11 protein-coding genes are annotated in these 14,100 nt (G+C 73.9%); 10 read left to right on the top strand and 1 reads right to left on the bottom strand.

The window, feature by feature from the left end:
• Positions 1-5: 5 nt before the first annotated feature.
• The 8 genes from LQ327_RS31615 to LQ327_RS31650 all read left to right on the top strand — a co-directional run bounded on the left by LQ327_RS31615 (position 6) and on the right by LQ327_RS31650 (position 9,801).
• Positions 6-1,319 carry an MFS transporter gene (locus tag LQ327_RS31615; protein WP_230740708.1) on the top strand — a complete coding sequence of 438 codons (1,314 nt, stop codon included), beginning with the start codon at positions 6-8 and terminating at the stop codon, positions 1,317-1,319.
• Entirely contained in the window at positions 1,316-2,518 is a 1,203-nt protein-coding gene (locus LQ327_RS31620) for an acyl-CoA dehydrogenase family protein (RefSeq protein WP_230740390.1), read from the top strand. The genes LQ327_RS31615 and LQ327_RS31620 overlap by 4 nt, the downstream gene beginning before the upstream one ends.
• Positions 2,519-2,659: 141 nt before the next feature.
• On the top strand, positions 2,660-3,172 hold the full coding sequence (gene msrA, locus LQ327_RS31625) for a peptide-methionine (S)-S-oxide reductase MsrA (protein ID WP_230740392.1): 513 nt from the start codon (positions 2,660-2,662) through the stop codon (positions 3,170-3,172).
• 247 nt (positions 3,173-3,419) lie between these two features.
• A complete protein-coding gene (locus LQ327_RS31630) occupies positions 3,420-4,127 on the top strand; it encodes a GNAT family N-acetyltransferase (RefSeq protein ID WP_230740394.1) in 708 nt (235 codons plus the stop codon).
• The gene (locus LQ327_RS31635) at positions 4,124-5,296 is read left to right on the top strand and encodes an LLM class flavin-dependent oxidoreductase (RefSeq protein ID WP_230740396.1); all 1,173 of its coding nucleotides are present in this window, start codon (positions 4,124-4,126) and stop codon (positions 5,294-5,296) included. The genes LQ327_RS31630 and LQ327_RS31635 overlap by 4 nt, the downstream gene beginning before the upstream one ends.
• Before the next feature lie 12 nt (positions 5,297-5,308).
• Positions 5,309-6,694: an NtaA/DmoA family FMN-dependent monooxygenase gene (locus tag LQ327_RS31640; RefSeq protein WP_230740398.1), complete on the top strand. Its 1,386-nt coding sequence runs from the start codon at positions 5,309-5,311 to the stop codon at positions 6,692-6,694.
• Positions 6,691-8,034: a PLP-dependent cysteine synthase family protein gene (locus LQ327_RS31645; protein WP_230740400.1), complete on the top strand. Its 1,344-nt coding sequence runs from the start codon at positions 6,691-6,693 to the stop codon at positions 8,032-8,034. Before LQ327_RS31640 ends, LQ327_RS31645 begins: the two co-directional genes overlap by 4 nt.
• A 210-nt stretch (positions 8,035-8,244) precedes the next feature.
• Positions 8,245-9,801 carry a DUF6777 domain-containing protein gene (locus LQ327_RS31650; protein WP_230740402.1) on the top strand — a complete coding sequence of 519 codons (1,557 nt, stop codon included), beginning with the start codon at positions 8,245-8,247 and terminating at the stop codon, positions 9,799-9,801.
• A gap of 60 nt (positions 9,802-9,861) precedes the next feature.
• Here LQ327_RS31650 and LQ327_RS31655 read toward each other — a convergent pair whose 3' ends face one another.
• Positions 9,862-10,818: a GlxA family transcriptional regulator gene (locus tag LQ327_RS31655; RefSeq protein ID WP_230740404.1), complete on the bottom strand. Its 957-nt coding sequence runs from the start codon at positions 10,816-10,818 to the stop codon at positions 9,862-9,864.
• A 159-nt stretch (positions 10,819-10,977) separates the two neighbouring features.
• Between LQ327_RS31655 and LQ327_RS31660 the strand changes: the two genes are divergently transcribed.
• Together LQ327_RS31660 and LQ327_RS31665 are read left to right on the top strand one after the other, a co-directional pair.
• Positions 10,978-12,192, top strand: coding sequence for an MFS transporter (locus tag LQ327_RS31660; protein WP_230740710.1), 1,215 nt, complete (start codon positions 10,978-10,980; stop codon positions 12,190-12,192).
• 142 nt (positions 12,193-12,334) lie between these two features.
• Complete coding sequence (locus tag LQ327_RS31665) at positions 12,335-14,038, top strand: DUF6777 domain-containing protein (protein ID WP_230740406.1); 1,704 nt, start codon at positions 12,335-12,337, stop codon at positions 14,036-14,038.
• The last annotated feature ends 62 nt before the right edge of the window (positions 14,039-14,100 follow it).

The following is a 14,100-nucleotide window of genomic DNA, read 5'->3' on the forward strand; positions in this document are numbered from 1 at the left end:
CCGCCATGACGAGCCCGACCCCGCCGCCGACCACCCCGACGCGGGTGGCGCTCGCGAGCGGCGTCGGGACCGCCATCGAGTGGTACGACTTCTACCTCTACGCGACCGCCACCGCGCTCGTGTTCAACACGCTGTTCTTCCCGTCCGTCAGCCCGACCGCCGGGACCCTCGCCGCGTTCGCGACCTACGCCGCCGGGTTCGGTGCGCGCCCGATCGGGGCGATCGTCGCCGGGCACGTCGGCGACCGCGTCGGACGCAAGGCGGTCCTCGTCGCCGCCCTGGTCACGATGGGCGGCGCCACCACCCTGATCGGCGTGCTGCCCGGGTACGCGAGCATCGGCGCCCTGGCCCCGACGCTGCTCGTGGTGCTGCGGCTGCTGCAGGGCTTCGCGGTCGGCGCCGAGTGGGGCGGGGCGGCGGTGCTGTCCACCGAGCACGCGCCGCCGAGGCGCCGCGGCTGGTTCGGCAGCTTCACCCAGATCGGCTCGCCGGCCGGGATGCTGCTCGCGACCGGCTCGCTCTCGCTGGTGCGCGCGGTGACCGACACCGAGTCGTTCCTCGCCTGGGGCTGGCGCATCCCGTTCCTGGCGAGCGCGGTGCTCGTCGTCGTCGGGCTGGTGATCCGGCTGCGGCTCGAGGACGCGCCGGAGTTCCGCGCGCTGCGTCAGGAGGGCGCCGTCGCCAAGCTCCCGGTCGTCGAGGTGCTGCGGACCGCGCCCCGCGAGGTGCTGCTGACGACCGGCCTGCGGCTCTCCCAGATCGGCCTCTACACGCTGATCACCACCTACGGGCTGACCTACGTCGCACAGAAGCTGGGCAAGGCGTCGTCGGCCGGGCTGCTCGCCGTCGTCGTGGTCTCGGCGCTCGGGCTGGCGACGACGCCGTTGTGGGCGCTGCTCTCCGACCGGGTCGGGCGACGGCGGCCGTACCTGCTCGGCTCGATCGGCGGCACCGCCGGGCTGGTGCTGTTCTTCGTCGCCGTCGACACCGGCTCGACGCTGCTGATCGTGCTCGCGGCCGTCATCGCGATCAACCTGCTGCACGACTCGATGTACGGCCCGCAGGCCGCCTGGTTCGCGGAGATGTTCGACGTGCGGGTGCGCTACAGCGGCGCCTCGCTGGGCTACCAGATCGGCTCCGTGCTCTCCGGCGGGTTCGCCCCGCTCGTGGCGGCGTCGTTGCTGGTGGCGGGCGACGGGCGCCCGTGGTGGATCGTCCTCGCGTTCGGCGGGCTGTCGGTCCTCACGACGGCGGCGGCGCTGCTCGCGCCGGATCCGTCGCGCCAGGTGGAGCGGGAGCTGGTGGGATCGGGCCGGTGAACGCACCGACCTCCCCCGCCCCGCTGGGTTCCTCGGCCGTGACCGCCCTGCTCGCCGAGATCGGGGCCGGGGCGGCCGCGCGGGAGCTGGCCGACGAGAGTCCGTTCGAGCAGGTCGCGGCGGTCGCGCGGGCCGGGCTCGGGGCGTTGTCGCTGCCGGTGTCCGAGGGCGGGCACGGGGCGTCGATCCCGGAGCTGCTGGCGTTCGTCGTCGACCTGGCCGAGGCCGACCCCGTCGTCGCGCACGTGCTGCGCACGCACTACAGCCAGGTGCTGGGGTTCCTGCGCATCGCCGATCCCGACGTGCGCCGGCGCTGGCTCGACGAGGTCCGCGCCGGGAAGGTCTTCGGGAACGCGATCAGCGAGACCGGTGCGGTGACGGCGGGGTCGCACGAGTTCGCGACGCGGCTCGACGAGATCGACGGCCGGTGGGTGCTGAACGGGGTCAAGTACTACAGCACCGGGACGATGTACTCGGACTGGATCGCGGTGGCAGCACGGGTCGAGGGTGACCGGTTGGCGACGGTGCTGGTGCCGGCCGACCGCGACGGCGTCACCGTTGGCGACGACTGGAACGGGATGGGCCAGCGCCGGACCGGCACCGGCACGACGTCGTTCTCCGACGTCGTCGTCGGGTCCGACGAGGTGCTCGTCGTGCGGGATCGCGTGGCGCCGCGCCCGGCCGGGGACGTGCCGTTCCTGCAGCTCTACCTGCATGCGGTGATCGCCGGGATCCTGCGCAGTGTGGTCGGCGACGCCGCTGCGCTGGTCCGCGGGCGGTCGCGGACGTTCGATCACGCACCGGCGCCGCGGGCGGTCGACGACCCGATCCTGCAGGAGACGGTCGGGCGGCTGGTCTCGACGGCGTGGATGGCGGAGTCGGCGGTGTCGTCGGCGGCTGCCGCGGTCGAGGCGGCGGAATCAGCGGTGCGTGCCGGGGAGCCGACCGAGGAGGTGGGCCGGGCCGCGTCGATCGCGATCTGCGCGGTCAAGGTGCACCTCGACCGGGTCGCGACGGACGCCGCGACGACGCTGTTCGACGTCGGCGGCGCGTCGGCGTCCGGGCGGGCGCGCAACCTCGACCGGCACTGGCGCAACATCCGCACGATCACCCTGCACAACCCGGCGTCGTACAAGGCGGCCGCGCTGGGCCGGCTGGCCATCAGCGGGGAGCCGTTGCCGGTGAACGGGTACTTCTAGGTGCGCTTCGCGCTTGTGAGCAGTAATTGACGCTATGGCGTCAATTACTGCTCACGAGCGCGGGAGCGCACCTATGGGGGAACGCTCCTGGGCCTGCGTGTGTTGAAGTGAGTACCACCGAGCACGAAGGAGGCTCATCTGATGGCCACCGAGACCGCGATCCTCGCGGGCGGCTGCTTCTGGGGAGCCCAGGAGCTGCTGCGCCAGAAGCCCGGCGTGATCTCCACCCGCGTCGGCTACTCCGGCGGGGACACCCCGAACGCGACCTACCGCAACCACGGCGACCACGCCGAGGCGGTCGAGGTCGTGTTCGACCCCGACACGATCTCGTTCCGCGAGATCCTGGAGTTCTTCTTCCAGATCCACGACCCGTCGACGAAGAACCGCCAGGGCAACGACGTCGGGCGCAGCTACCGGTCGGCGATCTACTACACGTCCGACGAGCAGCGCCGCGTCGCCCTCGACACGATCGCCGACGTCGACGCCTCCGGCATCTGGCCGGGCAAGGTCGTCACCGAGGTCGAGCCCGCGGGCGACTTCTGGGAGGCCGAGGCGGAGCACCAGGACTACCTGCAGCGCATCCCCTACGGCTACACCTGCCACTTCCCGCGTCCGGGATGGGTGCTGCCGAAGCGCGCCGCGCAGAACGCCTGACACCCGAGCACCACGCACGACGGCGCCGTCCCTCACCGAGGGGCGGCGCCGTTCCCGTTCCAGCCATGCGGGCGGGACCATGCCGCGGCAACCTGTGCGGGCTTTCACCCCGACGGCGAGGGCCCGCCGTGGTTACGGTGGTGAGGTGATCCTGCTCGTGTCGCGCCGGTGGCTCGACGGCCACGGCTCGCCCCCGGGTCTGTAGGTCGTCACTCCCGTCGCCGGAGTACCGACAGGGAGGACCCGGGTGAACGCACCCGCCACGACCGCGCTCGACGAGCCCGTCCGCGCCGCACTCGAGGGGCCGCACGCGCACCTCGCCGTCCGGCACGGCGCCGCCGTGCGCTACCACCCCGACGTCGCCCCGTTCCTCGCGCCGCCGCGCGACGCGGAGGAGTGGGACGACGCGGCCACCCTCGCCGGCCCGGGCGGGGTCGTCGTCGTACGCGCCCCCGGTCAGTTGGACCTGCCGGCCGACTGGGAACTCGCCCGCCACCTGCCCGGCGTGCAGATGGTGCTCGAGCCGGACGCGCCCGCGGCGCACGACGACACCCTCGACGTCCTCGGTGACGACGACGTCGACGACATGCTCGCGCTGGTCGGACGCACCCAGCCCGGCCCGTTCGCCCGGCGCACCCACGAGCTGGGCACCTACCTGGGCGTGCACGACGACCTCGTCGGGCTCGTCGCGATGGCCGGTGAGCGGCTGCGCGTGCCCGGGGCCACCGAGATCAGCGCCGTCTGCACCGACCCGTCCGCCCGTGGCCGCGGCCTCGGCACCCGCCTCGTCCTGGCCATCGCCGCCGGCATCCGCGCCCGCGGCGAGCTCCCGATCCTGCACGCGTCGGCCGACAACACATCGGCAATCCGGCTCTACGAACAGCTCGGCTTCACGCTGCGCGCCCGGCCCTCGTTCGAGGCCGTGCGCGCACCACACGAGGAGGCTCGGTCATGAGCACCCCGCCGTTCCACCTGGCCATCGCCCTGGACGGCACCGGCTGGCACCCGGCGTCCTGGCGCGAACCCGGCGCCCGGCCCGGCGACCAGTTCGGCCCCGAGTTCTGGGTCGACCAGGCCCGCGCGGCCGAGGCCGGCTTCGCGTCGTTCGTGACGATCGAGGACGGGTTCACCGCCGTGCGGAAACCCTCCGACGAGGGCCGCACCGACCGCTCCGAGGGCCACCTCGACGCCACGCTGATCGCGCAGCGCGTCGGCCCGGTGACCGAGCACCTCGGGATCGTTCCGACGGTGATCACCACCCACACCGAGCCGTTCCACGTCTCCACCCAGATCGCCACGCTCGACTGGGTCACGAGCGGGCGTGCCGGCCAGCGGATCAAGGTGTCGGCCGACCCGGCGGAGGCGGCGCTGTTCGGCCGCCGCGACCCGAAGGCCGAGACCCGCGAGTCGCTGTTCGACGAGACCGCCGACCACGTCGAGGTCCAGCGCGGGCTCTGGGACTCCTGGGAGGACGACGCCGAGATCCGCGACGTCGCGACCGGCCGGTTCATCGACCGGGAGAAGCTGCACTACATCGACTTCGTCGGCTCGCACTTCGCCGTCCGCGGCCCGTCGATCACGCCGCGCCCGCCGCAGGGCCAGCCGGTCGTCACCGCGCTCGCGCACGTCGACACCGCCTACCGCCTCGCCGCCCGCGCGGCCGACGTCGTGTTCACGACGCCGGACGGTGCCGGTCGCGACGGCCCCACCGGCGACGCGGCGACGACGCTCGCGGCGACCCGGGCCGCCGAGGCCGAGGTCGGGCGCACCGGCGACCCGCTGCTCGTCGTCGGGGACCTGCTCGTCGTGCTCGACGACGACGCCGCCTCGGCCCGGGCGCACCTCTCGCGGCTCGACGCCGTGGCCCCGCTGCGCTCCGACGCGGCGATCCTCGCCGGGACCGTCGGGCAGGTCGCCGACACCCTCGAGTCGTGGGCCGCCGCCGGGCTGTCCGGCGCGCGGCTGCGCCCCGCGGTCACCGCGTCCGACCTGCCCCGCATCACCCGCGAGCTCGCGCCGGAACTGGCCCGCCGCGGCCTGACCCGCAGCGCCTGGGGCGAGCCCGGGACGTTCCGCGACCTGCTCGGACTCCCCCGCCCCGCCGACCGCTACGCGCACGCGTGAGAGAGGGCTGACATGAGCGACAAGCCCCGCAAGCAGATCCACCTCGCCGCGCACTTCCCCGGCGTCAACAACACGACGGTCTGGGGCGACCCGGCGTCGGGCAGCCACATCGAGTTCTCGTCGTTCCGCCACTTCGCGCAGACCGCCGAGCGCGCGAAGTTCGACTTCCTCTTCCTCGCCGAGGGGCTGCGCCTGCGCGAGCAGGGCGGCAAGATCTACGACCTCGACGTCATGGGGCGCCCCGACAACGTCTCGATCCTCATGGCGATGGCGGCCGTGACCGAGCGGATCGGGCTCGCCGGCACCGTCAACTCCACCTTCAACGAGCCGCTCGACGTGGCCCGCAAGCTCGCCTCGCTCGACCACCTCTCGCACGGGCGCGCCGCCTGGAACGTCGTGACCAGCTGGGACGAGTTCACCGGCGAGAACTTCCGCCGCGGCGGCTACCTGCCCAAGGACAAGCGCTACCTGCGCGCGCAGGAGATGCTCTCGACGGCCCAGACGCTCTGGGACTCGTGGGACTCCGACGGCATCGTCGCCGACGCCGCGTCCGGGGAGTTCCTGCGCCGTCCCGACGAGGGCGCCTTCGACGTGCACTCCGACCAGTTCGACATCTCCGGACGGTTCCCGCTGCCGCGGAGCCCGCAGGGCCGCCCGGTGATCATCCAGGCCGGCGACTCCGAGGAGGGCCGGGAGTTCGCGGCGGCCTCCGCGGACGCGATCTTCACCCGGCACGCCGAGTTCTCGGCCGGCCAGGAGTTCTACGCGGACGTGAAGGCCCGGCTGGCGCAGTTCGGCCGCCGTCACGAAGACCTCAAGATCCTCCCGGCCGCGACGTTCGTGCTCGGCGACACCGAGGAGGAGGCCGCCGAGAACGCCCGGCAGGTGCAGTACCAGCAGGTCGGGCCGCAGACGGCGATCGCGTTCGCCGAGCAGGTGTGGAACCGCGACCTCTCCGACGTCGACCCGGACGGCCCGGTCCCGAGCTTCGACCCGAAGACCGAGGACGACGTCGACTCCGGCGGCCACATCTCCAAGGGCCGCGCGAGCGTGCGGATGTACCGGGATCCGGTCGCGACGGCGAACGAGTGGCGTGAGCTCGGTGCGGCCGAGGGCCTGTCGCTGCGCGAGGTGGTGATCCGCAAGAACGGGCGGCACACCTTCGTCGGGACACCGCAGCGCGTCGCGGACACGATCGATCGCTTCGTGCAGGAGGACGCCTCCGACGGGTTCGTCCTCGTCCCGCACATCACCCCGGGCGGGCTGGACGTGTTCGCCGACCAGGTGGTGCCGCTGCTGCAGGAGAAGGGCTCGTTCCGCACCGAGTACTCCGGGACGACGTTGCGGGACCACCTGGGACTCGCACCCCTGAGGTCGGACGCGCTGGCGCAGTCGTGACGGCGGCCGACTCACTTCTGAGCCTCGTCGGCGGCACCCCGCTGGTGCGGCTCGGCCGGACGGCGCCCGAGGCGGAGGTGCACGCGAAGCTTGAGTATCTCAACCCGGGCGGGTCGGTGAAGGACCGGGCGGCGCTGGCGATGGTGCTGGACGCCGAGGAGTCGGGGGCGCTGCCGCCGGGCGGCACGATCGTCGAGGGCACTTCCGGCAACACCGGGCTCGGCCTCGCCCAGGTCGCGGCGGCGCGGGGGTACTCCTCGCTGTTCGTGCTGCCGGACAAGACCGCGGTCGAGAAGCTCGACGCCCTGCGCGCGTACGGCGCGGAGATCGTGCTGACGCCGGCCGGGCTCCCCCGCGAGCACCCCGATCACGTCGTCGCCTACGCGGCCCGCCTCGCCAAGGAGACCGACGGCGGCTGGCTCGCCGACCAGTACGGCAACCCCGCCAACCCGGACGTCCACCGCCGCACCACCGGCCCCGAGATCTGGGAGGCGACGGCGGGGCGGGTCACCCATCTCGTGTCCACCATCGGCACCGGCGGGACGATCACCGGGACCGGCGAGTACCTGCGGGAGGTGTCGGGCGGCCGGGTGCAGGTCGTCGGCGCCGACCCGGAGACCAGCCTGTTCAGCGGCGGCGACGGGAGCCCGTTCGCCGTCGAGGCGGCCGGGCACTACTGGCACCCGCAGACCGTCGACGTCGGCTACCCCGAGGTCTACCGGCCCGACGTCGTCGACCGGGTCCTGCCGATCGGAGACCGCGAGTCGATCCTGACCGCCCGCGCGCTGGCGCGGACCGAGGGGCTGCTGGTCGGCGGGTCGTCCGGGACGGCGGCCGCCGCGGCGCTGCGGGTCGCGCGCGAGGCGGGGCCGGACGCCGTCGTCGTCGCGATCCTCCCCGACTCCGGGCGGGCCTACCTGTCGAAGTACCACTCCGAGCAGTGGCTGCGCCGGCAGGGCTTCCTCGACGACGACCGCCCCGGGACCCTGGCGTCGCTGGTGTCCACGGTGGTGTCGGTGCCCGTCGGGACGTCGGTGGGCGAAGCGCGGATGGTGCTCGAGTCGTCGGGGCACTCGGCGCTGCCGGTGGTCCTGGCGGGACGCTCCGACCGGTTTCCGCCGGCGGCGGGCGAGGTACTGGCGCTGCTGCTTCCCGACGACCTGCGCGGGTCGCCCGATGCCGCGGTGCCGGTTCCGGCGGCTCCGCCGGTCGGGATCGGGACCGGCGAGACGGCGGCCGAGGCGCTGGCGCGGCTCGATCCCGGGGTCTCCGTCGTGCACCTGGTCCGGGATGCGCGGTTGGCCGGGGTGGTGTCCGTAGGTGCGCTGTCGCGCTTGTGAGCAGAAATTGACGCTATGACGTCAATTTGTGCTCACGAGCGCGACAGCGCACCTCGCGAGCGGGGTAGGGAGAACCCTTCCCCGCGACGGCGGGTGTTCCCCGCCCTGCTCGGGGGCGCACACGATCGTTCCGCGATCACGATCGCGACAGGCTTCTCCCATCACCGAGACGGGGTCGCCGAGGCCCCCGGGACACCGAGGAGCCTGGCCATGACGACCTTCGACCCCCGCGCCGTCCACACCTACCCCGCCCAGCAGTTCGGCACCCCGCGCGACCCGCGCCTCGCGTCGCAGGGCTTCCCGGGTCAGCAGTTCCCGGGCCCGGTCCCGCCGCCCCCGTCGAAGCCCCGGCGCCCGCTGGTCGGCAAGATCGTCGCCGGCGTCGTCGCCGCCGGTCTGGTCCTCGGTGGGGCCGGCACCTGGATCGCCCTCTCGGGTTCCCCCGCCGAGGCCGCCGTGCAGTCGACCTCGTTCGCCGGGGCCAACCCCACCACCAACCCGTTCGGCACCGACGCCCCGCAGGTCGCCGCCGTCGCCGCCACCGGCCCCCAGTCCGGTGACACGAAGGGCCTCTACGCCGCCACCACCCCGCCGTCGTGCGACACCGCCGACTTCCTGGCTCAGCTCCAGGCCGACCCGGCCAAGCTCGCCGCCTTCGGGGCCGTGTTCGGCCACGACGCCGCCGACGTCCCCGGCTTCATCAGCACCCTCTCGCCCGTGGTGCTGCGCGCCGCCACCTCGGTCACCGACCACCCCTACGCCGACGGCGCCTTCACCGGGCAGCCCGCCGTCCTCGCCGCCGGCACCGCGGTGCTGGTCGATGACCACGGCGCGCCGACCGTCAAGTGCTTCAACGGCAACCCGCTCACGGCCGGCCCGGAGGCTCCGGGGGCCGTCACCGTCACCCCCACCACGACGGAGATCGTCAGCTTCCAGTTCACGAGCGTCGACAACAGCCGCGTCGTCGTCGTGGCCCCGCCGAAGGCCGACCCGGAGGCGCTGAAGAAGGCGGCCGACGAGGCCGCCAAGAAGGCCACGCAGTCCCGCGCCGACGCCGACGCCGCCCGCAAGGACGCCGACGCGGCCCGCCTCAACGCCGACCTGCTCACCGCCGACGCCAAGAACGCCGGCACCGCCTCGGCCGCCGCCGACGGGAAGCTCTCCGCCGCGAACGACGCCGTCGCCAAGGCGCAGATCGCCCTGACGAACGCGAAGAACGCGACCCCGCCGTTCCCGACCTGGTACCTCAACTCGCTGCAGTTCGACCTCGACCGGGCCCACTTCGCGCAGGGCACGGCCAAGGCGGACGCCGACGCCGCCCGGGCGAAGCTGCTGGCCGCCGACCAGAAGGTCGCCGACGCGAACAAGGCCGCCGACGAGGCCGAGCAGAAGGCCAAGGACCTCGCCGCCCAGGCCCAGAAGGACGCGGACGCCGCGGCCAAGGCCCAGCAGGCCGCCGGCGAGAAGGACAAGGGCAAGGGCGAGGAGGCCACGAAGGTCGACCACAACCCGACGACGACCGGGCAGACCGGCCAGAAGACGACGACCCAGGTCACGAAGAACTGCCAGACCGTCGTCACCGACACGGCCGCCCCGGCGACCTGCGCCCTCCCGACCGGCTCCGCGGACTCCGCCACCAAGGACACCACCCCGGCCACCGACTCGAAGACCGAGACCTCAGCCAAGGACACCGGCTCGGCGACCAAGGACTCCGGCTCCACGACGAGCACCTCGAAGACCGACAGCAAGGAGGGCGCCGAGAAGTGACCTGACCACCCACGACGAACGCCCGGCCCCTCAGCAAGGGCCGGGCGTTCTGCTGTGCGCTCAGGCCGAGGCCCACCGCCGCCGGTAGGCCAGCGGGGACATCCCGAGGCTCGCCCCGAGGTGCGCGCGCAACGACGACGCGCTGCCCAGCCCGGACGCGGCCGCCACCCGGTCCACCGGCAACGTCGTCGTCTCCAGCAGGTGCCGGGCGTGGACGAGGCGCTGGGCCAGCAGCCAGGCCGCCGGCGAGCGGCCGGTCTCGGCCCGGAACCGTCGGGTGAAGGTGCGGACGCTCATCGCGGACACGGCGGCCAGGTCGGCCACCGCGATCGGCTCGGCCAGGTGCGCTAGCGCCCAGGCGCGGGCCGCGGCGGTCCCGCCGTCGCCGCGGCTCTCGGGGACCGGCACGTCGATGAACTGCGCCTGCCCGCCGTCACGCCAGGGTGCGACGACCGCGTGGCGCGCGACCGCGTTCGCGACCTCGCTGCCGTGGTCGCGACGCAGCACGTGCAGGCACAGGTCGATCCCCGCAGCGAGTCCGGCCGAGGTCAGCAGGTCGCCCTCGTCGACGAAGAGCACGTCCTCGTCGAGCTCGACGGCGGGGAACAGCCGGCGGAACTCGGCGGCGCGGGCCCAGTGCGTCGTCGCGCGGCGGCCGTCCAGGCGCCCGGCGGCGGCGAGGACGAACGCCCCGGTGCAGATCGACATCCAGCGCGCCCCGGCCGGGACCAGCGCGAGCGCCTCGGCCACCTCGGGCGGCAGGATCCCGTCGCGGCGCACCGGGACGCAGTGGGTGCCCGGGACGACCACGGTGTCGGCCTCGGCGAGCGCCTCCGGCCCGTGGTCGAGCTCGAGGCGGTACCCGCTGGTCACCCGCACACTGCGCTGGACCCCGCAGACCCGCACGTCGTAGAGCGGTTCGCCGTCGCGCTGCGCCTCGCCGAGGATCTGCGAGGCCATCGGGAGGTCGAACCCGACGACGGCGTCGAGCGCCAGGACCGCCACGCGATGCACCATGGCCCGATCTTGGCACATGTCGGCGGTCCGGCCACTGGTTCGGCGGTCACGGGACGACGAAGGTGATCTCCCGTGTCCACCACCACGCCCCCCGTCACGTCGGGCCTGCGCGCGAACACCTGGCCCTGGGCGGTCGCCGTCACCGCCTTCGTCGCCCTCATGTGCGCGGCGGGGTTCCGCTCCGCGCCGGGGGTGCTCATCGACCCGCTGCACTCCGAATTCGGCTGGTCGCACGGCACGATCTCGGCGGCGGTGTCGGTCAACCTGGTCCTCTACGGCGTGATCTCGCCGTTCGCCGCGGCGCTGATGGAGCGCTTCGGGATGCGCCGCGTGGTCACCGTCGGGCTGCTGCTCGTGGCGGCGGGCAGCGGGCTCACGGTCTTCGTCGACGCGCCGTGGCAGTTGGTGCTGCTGTGGGGCGTCTGCATCGGCGTCGGGACCGGGGCGACCGCGCTCGCGTTCGTCGCGACGGTGACCGGGCGCTGGTTCGTGCGGCACCGCGGGCTGGTCAGCGGGGTGCTGACGGCGGCGCAGTCCGCGGGCGGGCTGGTGTTCCTCCCGCTGATGGCCTCGCTGGCGTCGACCCACGGCTGGCGGCCGGCCTCGCTGGTCGTCACCGCCGGGGCGCTGCTGGTGGTGCCGCTGGTCGTGTTCCTGCTGCGCGACCGGCCGAGCGACGTCGGCACCGTCGCGCTCGGAGCGTCGCCGGTCGACGTTCCGCAGGCACCTGCTGTCTCGAGCGGCGCCGTCCGCCACGCCCTGACGGTGCTGTGCGACGCGGCCCGGACCGGCCCGTTCTGGCTGCTCGCCGGCGGGTTCGCCATCTGCGGCGCGACGACCGTCGGCCTGGTGAACACCCACTTCGTCCCCGCCGCGCACGACCACGGCATGCCGGCGACGACGGCGGCCGGGCTGCTCGCCGTCGTCGGGGTGTTCGACGTCGCCGGGACGATCGCCTCGGGGTGGTTCACCGACCGCATCGACCCGCGACGGCTGCTGATCGCCTACTACCTGCTGCGCGGCGCGTCGCTGGCCGTGCTCCCGCTGCTGCTCGGGCCGTCGGCCACCCCGCCGATCTGGGCGTTCATCGTGTTCTACGGCCTGGACTGGGTCGCGACGGTGCCGCCGACGGTGGCTCTGGCCCGCGAGCACTTCGGCGAGCGCGCGCCGGTCGTCTTCGGCTGGATCTTCGCGTCGCACCAGATCGGGTCGGCGATCGCCGCCCTCGGGGCCGGGCTGCTGCGCGACTCGACCGGCTCGTACACCTCGGCGTGGCTGACGGCGGGCGGGCTGTGCGCGGTCGCGGCGGTGCTCTCGCTGCTGGTACCGCGGGCGGCCGCCCGTCCGGCCCGCGTCCCCGTGGCCGGTGGGTAGGGACAACCCCCGCCCGGCGCTGGGGTGCTCCCCGGGGAGGTCGGGGGCGTACACGCTAGTCGTGCGGGCCCGATCGCGACAGGCTTCTCCCATCAGCGAGACGGGGTCACCGAGGCCCCGGACCAGCGCCGAGGAGCCTTCCATGACGAACTTCGACCCCCGCACCGTCCACCCCGTCCCGGCCCAGCAGTTCGGGACCCCGCGTCCCGACGCCGCGTCGTACCCCGGCCGGACGTTCCCCGGTCCGGTCCCGCCGCCTCCACCGCCGAAGCCCCCGCGCGGCAAGCGCCCGCTCGCCGGCAAGATCGTCGCCGGGCTGATCGCGGCCGGCCTCGTCGCCGGGGGTGCCGGCACCTGGATCGCGCTCTCGGGGACCTCGGCCGACGCCGCGGTGCAGACCACCTCGTTCGCCGGGGCCAACCCGACGACGAGCCCCTTCGGCACCGACGCCCCGCAGGTCGCGGCCGTGTCCGCGACCGGCCCGCAGGCCGGTGACACCAACGGCCTCTACGCAGCGACGACCCCACCGTCCTGCGACGACGCGGCGTTCCTGTCCCAGCTGCAGGCCGACCCGGCCAAGCTCGCCGCGTTCGGCGGGGTCTTCGGGATCGGCGCCGGCGACGTGCCCGCGTTCGTCAACAGCCTCTCGCCGGTGGTGCTGCGCGCCGCCACCTCGGTCACCGACCACCCTTACCAGGACGGCGCGTTCGTCCAGCGGCCCGCGGTCCTCGCGGCCGGCACCGCGGTGCTGGTCAACAGCTACGGCGAGCCGACCGTCAAGTGCTTCAACGGCAACCCGCTCACCGCCGGCGCCGGGGCCTCCGACGCGGTCACGGTCACCCCGACCGCCGCCGCCATCGGCCAGTTCCGGTTCACGACGATCGACAATGGCGGCGTCGTGGTCGTCCCCGGCAAGCCCGACCCCAAGCCGCACCCCGGGCCCAACCCCTCGTCGCTGACCGCGCGCTACAACTACGACGGGTCGGTGCTGCTCTCCGACGGGCGCATCCTCAACCCCGACGGCAGCATCCGGGCGCCGAAGGCCCCGATCCCGGCCGGCGGCGTGGTCAACCCGGACGGGTCGGTCACCGTCGACGGCAAGACCTTCAACCCGGACGGCACCGAGCGCACCACGATCACGATCCCGCCGCAGACCATCCAGCTGCCGGTCGGGGGCACCACCACCGTCCCGGGCTTCACGATCCGGGCCGACGGCACGGCTGTCGACGACAAGGGCGCCCCGCTGAACCCGCAGCCGAAGGTCATCTTCAACTACGACGGCACCGCGACCGTGATCAGCGGCAACAACGTCGTCGTCTGGGGCCAGGACGGCAACTTCAAGTCCAAGTTCACCGCCGTGGCGCCCGACAAGGTCAACCCCGACGGCTCGATCACCAAGGGCGACGGCTCGATCGTCAACCCCGACGGTTCGACGACGCGCACCCCGGTCAAGCTCCCGGGCCACAAGACCCTCGACCCCAACGGCGGCAAGGACACCGCGAAGGACGGGACCGGTCCCGGCGGTCAGACGCCGCCCGGGACCGGCACCGAGAAGACCGGCCCGACCTGCGGCGCCGTCCTCGCCGACGGCAGCAAGGTCTGCCAGCCCACCGGGTCCGCCGACTCCTCGACGGGCACCACCGGGACGGGGACCTCGACCGACGGCACCTCCACGACGGGCACCTCGACGACCGGCGGCACCTCGAAGGGCACCGGCAGCACCTCGGGCTCCGGTACGGGCTCGACGTCGGGTTCGGGCTCCGGCTCGACGGGCAGCGGCTCCGCGGGCACCGGCTCGTCCGGCACCGGATCGCAGAACAGCACCAAGGGAGGTACCAACCAGTGACCTGATCCGCACGACACCGATGCCCGGCCCCAGCCTCGGGGGGCCGGGCATCGACGTGCGGA

The organism is Actinomycetospora endophytica, assembly GCF_021026375.1.
Lineage (GTDB): Bacteria > Actinomycetota > Actinomycetes > Mycobacteriales > Pseudonocardiaceae > Actinomycetospora > Actinomycetospora endophytica.